This window comes from Achromobacter maghribensis (assembly GCF_057334215.1).
In genome coordinates, this window is sequence record NZ_JBHFII010000029.1 from 179,428 (window position 1) to 189,138 (window position 9,711).

Annotated in this window: 14 protein-coding genes; 13 read left to right on the top strand and 1 reads right to left on the bottom strand. The window is 66.6% G+C overall.

What is annotated here, in order from left to right; translation table 11 throughout:
• Positions 1–39 precede the first annotated feature (39 nt).
• The 13 genes from hisD to ACE039_RS13295 all read left to right on the top strand — a co-directional run bounded on the left by hisD (position 40) and on the right by ACE039_RS13295 (position 8,695).
• Positions 40–1,344, top strand: coding sequence for a histidinol dehydrogenase (hisD, locus tag ACE039_RS13235; protein WP_448708562.1), 1,305 nt, complete (start codon positions 40–42; stop codon positions 1,342–1,344).
• Positions 1,341–2,429: a histidinol-phosphate transaminase gene (gene hisC / locus ACE039_RS13240; RefSeq protein ID WP_448708563.1), complete on the top strand. Its 1,089-nt coding sequence runs from the start codon at positions 1,341–1,343 to the stop codon at positions 2,427–2,429. The genes hisD and hisC overlap by 4 nt, the downstream gene beginning before the upstream one ends.
• Position 2,430: 1 nt before the next feature.
• On the top strand, positions 2,431–3,018 hold the full coding sequence (hisB, locus tag ACE039_RS13245) for an imidazoleglycerol-phosphate dehydratase HisB (protein WP_006216836.1): 588 nt from the start codon (positions 2,431–2,433) through the stop codon (positions 3,016–3,018).
• 34 nt (positions 3,019–3,052) lie between these two features.
• A complete protein-coding gene (locus ACE039_RS13250) occupies positions 3,053–3,751 on the top strand; it encodes an imidazole glycerol phosphate synthase subunit HisH (protein ID WP_313461152.1) in 699 nt (232 codons plus the stop codon).
• Between the two features lie 57 nt (positions 3,752–3,808).
• Entirely contained in the window at positions 3,809–4,549 is a 741-nt protein-coding gene (gene hisA / locus ACE039_RS13255; protein WP_046805342.1) for a 1-(5-phosphoribosyl)-5-[(5-phosphoribosylamino)methylideneamino]imidazole-4-carboxamide isomerase, read from the top strand.
• Entirely contained in the window at positions 4,546–5,367 is an 822-nt protein-coding gene (gene hisF, locus ACE039_RS13260) for an imidazole glycerol phosphate synthase subunit HisF (RefSeq protein WP_448708564.1), read from the top strand. Before hisA ends, hisF begins: the two co-directional genes overlap by 4 nt.
• Before the next feature lie 2 nt (positions 5,368–5,369).
• Positions 5,370–5,774 carry a phosphoribosyl-AMP cyclohydrolase gene (hisI, locus tag ACE039_RS13265; protein WP_448708565.1) on the top strand — a complete coding sequence of 135 codons (405 nt, stop codon included), beginning with the start codon at positions 5,370–5,372 and terminating at the stop codon, positions 5,772–5,774.
• Entirely contained in the window at positions 5,771–6,121 is a 351-nt protein-coding gene (locus tag ACE039_RS13270; protein WP_279993596.1) for a phosphoribosyl-ATP diphosphatase, read from the top strand. The genes hisI and ACE039_RS13270 overlap by 4 nt, the downstream gene beginning before the upstream one ends.
• Positions 6,122–6,137: 16 nt before the next feature.
• Positions 6,138–6,506 (top strand): histidine triad nucleotide-binding protein, encoded by a 369-nt coding sequence (locus ACE039_RS13275; protein WP_006224531.1) that lies wholly within the window; start codon positions 6,138–6,140, stop codon positions 6,504–6,506.
• Positions 6,507–6,520: 14 nt separating this feature from the next.
• On the top strand, positions 6,521–6,748 hold the full coding sequence (gene tatA / locus ACE039_RS13280) for a Sec-independent protein translocase subunit TatA (protein ID WP_006216828.1): 228 nt from the start codon (positions 6,521–6,523) through the stop codon (positions 6,746–6,748).
• Between the two features lie 72 nt (positions 6,749–6,820).
• A complete protein-coding gene (gene tatB / locus ACE039_RS13285; RefSeq protein ID WP_485822575.1) occupies positions 6,821–7,420 on the top strand; it encodes a Sec-independent protein translocase protein TatB in 600 nt (199 codons plus the stop codon).
• Positions 7,417–8,211, top strand: a complete 795-nt coding sequence (tatC, locus tag ACE039_RS13290; RefSeq protein ID WP_485822576.1) for a twin-arginine translocase subunit TatC — start codon at positions 7,417–7,419, stop codon at positions 8,209–8,211. The genes tatB and tatC overlap by 4 nt, the downstream gene beginning before the upstream one ends.
• A gap of 82 nt (positions 8,212–8,293) precedes the next feature.
• Entirely contained in the window at positions 8,294–8,695 is a 402-nt protein-coding gene (locus ACE039_RS13295) for a helix-turn-helix domain-containing protein (RefSeq protein WP_485822577.1), read from the top strand.
• Between the two features lie 4 nt (positions 8,696–8,699).
• Here ACE039_RS13295 and ACE039_RS13300 read toward each other — a convergent pair.
• The coding region (locus ACE039_RS13300; protein ID WP_485822578.1) for a trypsin-like peptidase domain-containing protein at positions 8,700–9,711 on the bottom strand (1,012 nt) is incomplete at its 5' end.

Genomic DNA, 9,711 nt, shown 5'->3' on the forward strand with positions numbered 1-9,711 from the left:
ATGCCGCGGCGGCCGCTTTCCGCTTTGCTGCATGACGCCATGGCCCTGATCAATCGTCTTGACTCCCGCGATCCCGGATTCAAATCCGCCCTGTCCACGCTGCTGGCCTTCGAGGCCAACGAGGACGAGTCCATCGACCGCGCCGCCGCCGGCATCCTGGCCGACGTACGCGCCCGCGGCGACGCCGCGCTGGTGGAATACACGCAACGCTTCGACCGCATGCCGGGGGCATCGGCCGCCGCGCTGGAAATTCCCAAGGCAGACTGGCATGCCGCGCTGGCCTCGCTGCCCGCCGCCCAGCGCAATGCGCTGGAAGCCGCCGCCGACCGCGTGCGCAGCTACCACGAACGCCAGCGCGCCGAGACCTGGACCTACACCGACGCCGAAGGCACGATGCTGGGCCAGCAGGTCACGCCGCTGGATCGCGTGGGCCTGTACGTGCCGGGCGGCAAGGCCGCCTATCCGTCGTCGGTGCTGATGAACGCCATCCCGGCCAAGGTCGCGGGCGTACAGGAACTGATCATGGTCACGCCCACGCCCGACGGCGTGCGCAACCCCATCGTGCTGGCCGCGGCCGCCATCGGCGGCGTGGACCGCGTGTTCGCCATTGGCGGCGCGCAGGCCGTGGGCGCGCTGGCCTACGGCACCGATACGGTGCCCGCCGTGGACAAGATCGTCGGCCCTGGCAACGCCTATGTCGCCGCCGCCAAGCGCCGCGTGTTCGGCGTGGTCGGCATCGACATGATCGCCGGCCCCAGCGAGATCCTGGTCATCTGCGACGGCAAGACGCCGGCCGACTGGATCGCCATGGACCTGTTCTCGCAGGCCGAACACGACGAACTGGCGCAATCGATCCTGCTCTGTCCGGACGCCGCCTTCCTCGCGGAAGTCGAAGCCGCCATCGCGCGCCTCCTGCCGACGATGCCGCGCGCCGACATCCTGCGCGTCAGCCTGGCGAACCGCGGCGCGCTGATCCAGGTCCAAAGCCTGGAAGAAGCCTGCCAGATCGCCAACGACATCGCGCCCGAGCACTTGGAAATCTCTACCGAGCAGCCCGAAATCTGGACGGCCAAGATCCGCCACGCCGGCGCGATCTTCATGGGCCGGTTCAGTTCGGAGGCGCTGGGCGACTACTGCGCCGGCCCGAACCACGTGCTGCCGACGTCGCGCACCGCGCGCTTTTCGTCGCCGCTGGGCGTGTACGACTTCCAGAAGCGTTCCAGCCTGATCCAGGTATCGCATCAGGGTGCGCAGACCCTGGGCCGCATCGCCGCCGAACTGGCGCTGGGCGAGGGCCTGCAGGCGCATGCCGCCAGCGCCCAGTACCGGATCGACAAGCCATGAGCGTCGCCGGCCGCATCGCCGGCACCGTGCGCGCCGACATCCGCGAACTGGCCGCCTATCCCGTGGCCAACGCGGAAGGCTGCATCAAGCTGGACGCGATGGAATGCCCCTACGAGCTTCCCGAAACGGTCCGCGACGACATCGCCCGGGCAGTGCGCGACACGGCGCTGAACCGCTACCCGGCCGCCGACCTGACCGCGCTGCAGCAGGCGGTGAAGGCCGCGTTCGGGGTACCCGCTGCCGCCGACGTGCTGTTCGGCAACGGCTCCGACGAACTGATCCACATCGTCGTGCAGGCCTGCTGCAACCCCGGCGACACCGTGATGTCGCCGTGGCCGTCGTTCGTCTATTTCGACATGGCGGCCCGGTTCGACCACGCCCGCTTCGTCGGCGTGCCGCTGACCGATGATCTGACCCTGGATTTGCCGGCCATGCTGGCCGCCATCCGCGAGCACCAACCCAAGGTCGTGTTCCTGGCCGTGCCCAACAACCCCACCGGCGGCCTCTGGTCCGACCACGACGTGCAGGCGATCATCGCCGCCGCCCCGGGCCTGGTGGTGCTGGACGAGGCCTATCAGCCCTTCGCCGACCGCACCTGGATGGCGCAGGTGCTGGACGCGCCCAATGTCGTCGTCATGCGCACGGTCTCCAAGATCGGCCTGGCGGGCTTGCGTTTCGGATACATGGCGGGCCACCCGGACTGGATCGCCGAACTGAATAAAGTGCGCCCGCCCTACAACCTGGACGTGCTGACCCAGGCCACGCTGATGACGGTTCTGCGCCACAAGGACGTGCTGGACGAGCAGGCCGCGCGCCTGCGCGCCGACCGCGAACCGCTGGCTGCGGCCCTGGCGGCGCTGCCCGGCGTCAGGGTATTCCCTTCCGCCGGCAACTTCATACTCGCGCGCTTTTCCGGCAAGCTGGACGGCAACGCCGTGCATCTTGCGCTGAAAACGCGCAAAATATTGATTCGTAACTTCTCCAACGCCCATCCGCTCCTGGCCAACTGCCTGCGCATCTCGGTGGGCGCCCCGGCCGAGAACGCCGCCTTGCTGGCTGCCCTGCAAGAGATTTTGAGTGCTTAACATGCGTACCGCAGAGATCACCCGCAACACCAACGAAACCCGCATCCGCGTGGCCATCAACATCGATGGCACCGGCAAGCAGACGATCGACACGGGCGTGCCGTTCCTGGACCACATGCTGGACCAGATCGCGCGCCACGGCCTGATCGACCTCGACATCAAGGCCGAGGGCGACCTGCACATCGATGCGCACCACACGGTGGAAGACGTGGGCATCACCCTGGGCATGGCAATCGCGAAAGCGGTCGGCACCAAGGCCGGGCTGCGCCGCTACGGCCACGCCTATGTGCCGCTGGACGAAGCGCTGTCGCGCGTCGTGGTGGACTTTTCCGGCCGTCCCGGCCTGGAATACCACATCCCGTTCACGCGCGCCCACATCGGCAACTTCGACGTCGACCTGACGCGCGAGTTCTTCCAGGGGCTGGTCAATCACGCGCTGATCACGCTGCACATCGACAACCTGCGCGGCTTCAACGCCCACCACCAGGCGGAAACCGTCTTCAAGGCCTGTGGCCGCGCCCTGCGCATGGCCATGGAAGTCGACCCGCGCATGGGCGACGTCGTGCCCTCCACCAAGGGCGTGCTGTAACCGTTCGCCAAACCCACCGCACCAGGCAAAAGAAGTGACCACTATCGCCATCGTCGACTATGGAATGGGCAATTTCCACTCCGTCGCACGCGCCCTGACGTTCGCCGCCCCCGACGCGGACATCCGCATCTGCAACCAGCCCCAGGACATCGACGCGGCCGACCGCGTGGTCTTCCCCGGCCAGGGCGCGATGGCGGACTGCATGCGCACCCTGAATGAATCCGGCCTGCGTGAAGCCGTCGTCCGCGCCGCCCGCAACAAGCCCCTGCTGGGCGTCTGCGTGGGCGAACAAATGCTGTTCGACTCCTCTGAAGAAGGCGGCACGTCCTGCCTGGGCCTGTTCCCCGGCGTCGTGCGCCGCTTCTCGGGGCCGCGCTTCGCGGACCTGATCGCCGCCGACGACGAAGCCTGCCTGGCCGACACCGGTGCGGCGGGCCTGGCCGACACCCGCCCGGAACGGCTCAAAGTGCCGCACATGGGATGGAACAAAGTCCGCCAGACACGCTCTCACCCTATCTGGGACGGCATTCCGGACGACACGCACTTCTATTTCGTCCATAGTTACTACGCCGACCCGGACGATTCCGGCCTGACTGTTGGTGAAACCGATTATGGCGTCGCCTTTACCTGCGCAGTGGCGGCAGCTAACATTTTCGCGGTGCAGTTCCACCCCGAAAAGAGCGCCGAACACGGTTTGCGCCTGTATCGCAATTTTGTAGACTGGCAGCCGTAGGCCTAGAGCCCACGTGCGCCAGCCCATTCAACCCCTCTTTCTTTTTTGCTGCCCACCATGCTGCTGATCCCCGCCATCGATCTTAAAGACGGGCGCTGCGTGCGCCTGCGCCAGGGTGACCTGGACGATGCAACGGTGTTCTCCGAAGACCCCGCCGCCATGGCCACCCGTTGGCTCGACCAAGGCGCGCGCCGCCTGCATCTGGTCGACCTGAACGGCGCCGTCGCCGGTAAACCGAAGAACGAAGCGCCCATCAAGGCCATCCTGGAAGCCGTCGGCGACGACATCCCCGTCCAGATCGGCGGCGGCATCCGCGACCTCGACACCATCGAGCGCTACCTTGATGCCGGCATCTCCTACGTGATCATCGGCACCGCCGCGGTCAAGAACCCGGGCTTCCTGCAAGACGCCTGCGGCGCATTCCCCGGCCAGATCATCGTCGGCCTGGACGCCCGCGACGGCAAGATCGCCACCGACGGCTGGAGCAAGCTGACCCGCCACGACGTGCTGGATCTGGCCAAGAAGTTCGAAGACTATGGCTGCGAGGCCATCATCTACACCGACATCGGCCGCGACGGCATGCTCTCGGGCGTGAACGTCGAAGCCACGGTCCGCCTGGCCCAGCACGTGCGCATCCCCGTGTACGCGTCGGGCGGCATTGCCGGCATCCAGGACATCGAAGCCCTGTGCGCAGTCGAGGAAGAAGGCGTCGAAGGCGCCATCCTGGGCCGCAGCATCTACGAAGGCACGCTTGATTTCCAGGCAGCCCAGGCCCGCGCCGACGAATTGGCAAAATGACCACCTCCAGCAGCACCCCCGGGGCCGGCGCGCCCGTCCAGAGCGCGCTGACCCGCCGCATCATCCCCTGCCTTGACGTGACCGCCGGGCGCGTCGTCAAGGGCGTGAACTTCGTCAACCTGCTCGACGCGGGCGACCCCGTCGAGATCGCCCGCCGATACAACGAGCAGGGCGCCGACGAACTCACGTTCCTGGACATCACCGCCACCAGCGACGGCCGCGACCTGATCCTGCCCATCATCGAGCAGGTGGCGTCCCAGGTCTTCATCCCGCTGACGGTGGGTGGCGGCGTGCGCCAGGTGTCCGACATCCAGCGCCTGCTGAATGCCGGCGCCGACAAGATCAGCATCAACAGCGCCGCCGTGGCCAACCCGGAACTGGTTCGCGCCGCGTCCGACTACCACGGCTCGCAATGCGTGGTCGTGGCCATCGACGCGCGCCGCGTGTCTGCCGAGGGCGAACCCGCCCGCTGGGAAGTCTTCACCCATGGCGGCCGCAAGGCCACCGGGCTGGACGCCGTGGCCTGGGCGCGCCGCATGGCGGCCTACGGCGCGGGCGAAATCCTGTTGACCAGCATGGACCGCGACGGCACCAAGTCGGGCTTCGATCTGGCGCTGACCCGCGCCGTGTCGGACGCGGTGCCCGTGCCCGTCATTGCCTCGGGCGGCGTGGGTAACCTGCAACACCTGGCCGATGGCGTCACCACCGGCCGCGCCAGCGCCGTGCTGGCCGCCAGCATTTTCCATTTTGGCCAGCACACCGTCGGCGAGTGCAAGCGCTTCATGGCCGAACAAGGCATTTCCGTACGGTTGGACTAATCATGAGCACCGAACCCGCCTGGATGGCCGACGTCGTCTTCGACGAAAACGGCCTGATCCCCGCCATCGCCCAAGACTTTGAAAACGGCCAGATCATGATGGTGGCCTGGATGAACCGCGAATCGCTGGCTGAAACGGCCGCCACCGGCCGCGCCGTGTACTGGTCGCGTTCGCGCCAACGCCTGTGGCGCAAGGGCGAAGAATCGGGCCACGTGCAGGAAGTGCACGAATTGCGCCTGGATTGCGACGGCGACGTCATTTTGCTCAAGGTCCACCAGGAAGGCGGCATCGCGTGCCACACCGGCCGCGCCAGTTGTTTTTTCCGCCGCCTGGAAGGGCCGACGGACCAGGCAGCCTGGGTCACGGTTGACCCGGTGCTAAAAGACCCCGAACTGATCTACAAATGACCGATCAAACGCTAAGCGCGGCCGATATCCTGGCACGCATCGCCGACACGCTGGAAACCCGCCGCCCCGAAAACGGCGGGGATCCCACCGCATCGTATTCCGCCAAGCTGCTGGCCAAGGGCCCCGACGCCTTCCTGAAGAAGATCGGCGAAGAAGCCACGGAACTGGTCATGGCCGCCAAAGACGGCGTGCCGGAGCGCATCGTCAGCGAAACCGCCGACCTGTGGTTCCACTGCCTGGTCGCGCTGACGCATTTCAAGCTGCGGCCGGAAGACGTGCTGGCCGAATTGGCCCGCCGCGAAGGCCTGTCGGGCCTGGCCGAGAAGGCAAGCCGCCCCAAAGACTGACCACGGAGCCCGGAAAATGAGCGACAACTGTCTTTTCTGCAAGATCGCCGCTGGCGACATCCCGTCCAAGAAAGTCTATGAAGACGAGGACTTTGTTGCATTCCACGATATTAATCCGGCCGCACCGGTACATTTACTGCTGATCCCTCGACGTCATGTCACATCCATGCAGGATATTACGGGCGAGGACGCAGGTTGGTTGGGTAGAATGATGTCGTTGGCGCCGCGGCTAGCAGCCGAAAACGGTTGCCGTCCGGGCCCTGATGGCGGATTTCGCATCATGATCAACTCTGGCGTCGAAGGCGGCCAGGAAGTCCCGCATTTGCATTTCCACATCATCGGCGGCTCGCGACCCTGGAAAGGGCGCGTAGCCCCCACCGCGTAATTCGGAGAAACATCATGGGTAGTTTCAGCATTTGGCATTGGTTGGTCGTTCTGGTCATCGTGGCGCTGATTTTCGGCACCAAAAAACTGCGCAACATCGGCTCGGACCTGGGCGGCGCGGTGAAGGGTTTCAAGGAAGGCATGAAGGACGCCAACGGCGAAAAGCCGGCGGATCCGATCGCGCAGCAGCGCGTTTCCGGTGAAACCATCGACGTGCAAGCCAAGGAAAAGACCAACTCCTGAGCCGCGGCTCGTCTCCCGGGCCAGCCCTGAACGGGCCGGCCCTTATTGCTTCAATTCCCGAGCGGCCGTCGAATGTTTGATGTCAGCCTCACTGAACTGATGGTGATCGGCGTCGTCGCCTTGATCGTCATTGGCCCCGAACGCCTGCCCAAGGTCGCCCGCACCGTCGGCCACCTCCTTGGGCGCGCGCAGCGTTACGTCAATGACGTGAAGTCCGATATCCAGCGCGAAATCGAACTCGACGAACTGCGCAAGTTCAAAAACGAAATGGAAGACGCCGCGCAAGGCGTGCAGCAGTCGTTGAACGACACGCAAGCCTCGCTGCAGGAACCGGTCCAGCAATTCCGCGCGGAACTCGACGAAGTCGCCCGCGAAGCCAGCGGCAAGGTCGCGCCGGTTATCGTCGGGGACGCCTCAGTCGGAGACGCCTCAGTCGGGGCCCCCTCCGCCGGGAATGTCCCGGCCGGAGACGCTCCCGTCGAACCCGCCCGCACGATTGCCCCGCCCGGCCAGAACCACAGCCTGGACCTGGAGCTGCCCGCCGTGCCCGCGCCGGCCCCCGTGCCTGCCGCGTCCGCCCCCCAACAACCCGCCCCGGCGCCCCGCGCGCCCAAGGCCGACGACGCCGCGCCCGCCGCCAAGCCCGTCACGCCCTCTGGAACACCGACGTGACCCAGGACGCCTCCCAAGAAGAAGGCCAGCAAGAGACCTTCATCTCCCACCTGGTCGAATTGCGCACCCGCCTGCTGCGCGCCGTCGGCGCCGTCGTGGCCGTGTTCATCGTATTGTTCATCTACCCCGGCGCGTCCGCCATCTATGACGTGCTGGCCGCGCCCATGCTGGCTTCGCTGCCCGAAGGCACCCGCATGATCGCCACGGGCGTCATCACGCCGTTCATGGTGCCCGTCAAGGTCACGATGATGGCGGCCTTCATCGTGGCGCTGCCGGTCGTGCTGTACCAGGCCTGGGCGTTCGTCGCGCCCGGCCTGTACCGGCACGAAAAACGCCTGGCGCTGCCGCTGATCATCTCAAGCACGTTCCTGTTCATCGCGGGCATGGCGTTTTGCTATTTCGTGGTGTTCCGCACGGTCTTCCACTTCATCGCCACCTTCGCGCCGCAATCCATCACGCCGGCACCAGACATCGAGGCCTACCTGAGCTTCGTCATGACGATGTTCATGGCCTTCGGCATCACGTTCGAGGTGCCCGTGGCCGTGGTGCTGCTGGTGAAGACGGGCATTGTCGAATTGTCCAAGCTGCGCGCCGCGCGTGGCTATGTCGTGGTCGGCGCCTTCATCATCGCCGCGGTGGTCACGCCGCCCGACGTGGTCAGCCAATTCATGTTGGCGGTGCCGCTGTGCCTGCTCTATGAAGTGGGCCTGATCTGCGCCCGGATGGTGTCGCCCAAACCAGGCGCGGTCCCGGCGGACGACGCCGCGGATTCCCTGACCGAGCGGCACTGATATCGCCGCTGGCGCGGATGGCCAGGCAAGATAGGACTGATTGACTCTTGCCCGCACATGCCTGCAATCCTACATTGCAGGTATGTCGCTTGCCCAAAGGCTGCGCGCCCTGATGCGGTGGCGCGGCATCCACAGCCAGAATCAACTGGCACGCATCTCCCGCGTGCCGCAATCCTGCATCCATCGCATTCTTACCCGCGAAGACCGCTACTCGCCGTCCCGCGGTACGCTGCTACGCCTGGCCGTCGCGCTTGAAACCAGCGTGCCGTGGCTGACGGACGGCGTGCTCAGCGGCACCGAACCCGGCCCCCACGGCGTGCCCTCCCGCACGGGCGTGCTGCCCGTCATGCCTGCCACCGCGCCCGTGATCGACGGCTACTGCGCTGAAATCTGCGCGCTGCTGCGCCAGCAACCCGACAGCACCAAAAAAACCGTGCTGTCGATGGTGCGGCTGTTGGTGGAGGGCGCCGCGCACGTCCCTTGAAGGGCTAACGGGGCTTTCCGGGCCGCGTGCCCACCACGACGGACACGTCCTGCGGCTTGCCCGCGCGCAGAATGCCCAGCGTCGCGCGCTGGCCGGGAGGCTGTTGCGCGATTTCCGACAGCAACTGGGCCGTGTCGGCCATGGGTTTGCCATTGACCGACTGCACGATGTCGCCCACGCGCAGGCCACCGCGCGCCGCCGGACCGTCTCGCATCACGCCCGCGATGATCGCGCCTTTCGCGTCGGCGCCCAGCCCGAAGGCGCGGGCCAGTTCGGGCGTGACATCCTGCGGCTCCACGCCCAGCCAGCCGCGCTTGACGCCGCCAGTCTTGACGATGTCGTCCATGACCTTGCGCGCGATCTCGATAGGCGTGGCGAAGCCGATGCCCATCGACCCGCCCGATTCCGAATAGATGGCCGTGTTGATGCCGACCAAGTTGCCTTCGGCGTCCACCAGCGCGCCCCCCGAGTTACCCGGGTTGATCGCGGCGTCCGTCTGGATGAAGTTCTCGTACGTGTTCAGGCCCAGCCCATTTCGGCCCAGCGCCGACACGATGCCCTGGGTGGTGGTCTGCCCCACGCCGAACGGGTTGCCGATGGCCAGCACCACGTCGCCCACGCGCAAACCGCGGTCGGCTGCCAACGTGGCGGCGGGCAGGGCGCGCAACGTGCTCAGCTTCAACACGGCCAGATCGGTATCGGGGTCCGCGCCCACGACCTTGGCGGTATCGCGGCGGCCGTCGGCCAACGCGACCTCGATGGCGTCCGCCGCCTGCACCACGTGGTAGTTCGTCAGCACATGGCCGTCCTGGTTCACGATGACGCCGGACCCCAGGCTGGTCGTGGCCTGCCGCCGGCTGACGCCCGGCATCTGGCCGAATAGCTGGCGCAGCACGGGATCGTCGGGCAGCGGGATCAGCGGCACGTTGACGTGCTTGGTGGTGTAGACGTTCACGACGGACGGCGCCGCGCGGGCGACGCCGTCGGCATAGGACACCGGCCCGACGCCGCTGCCC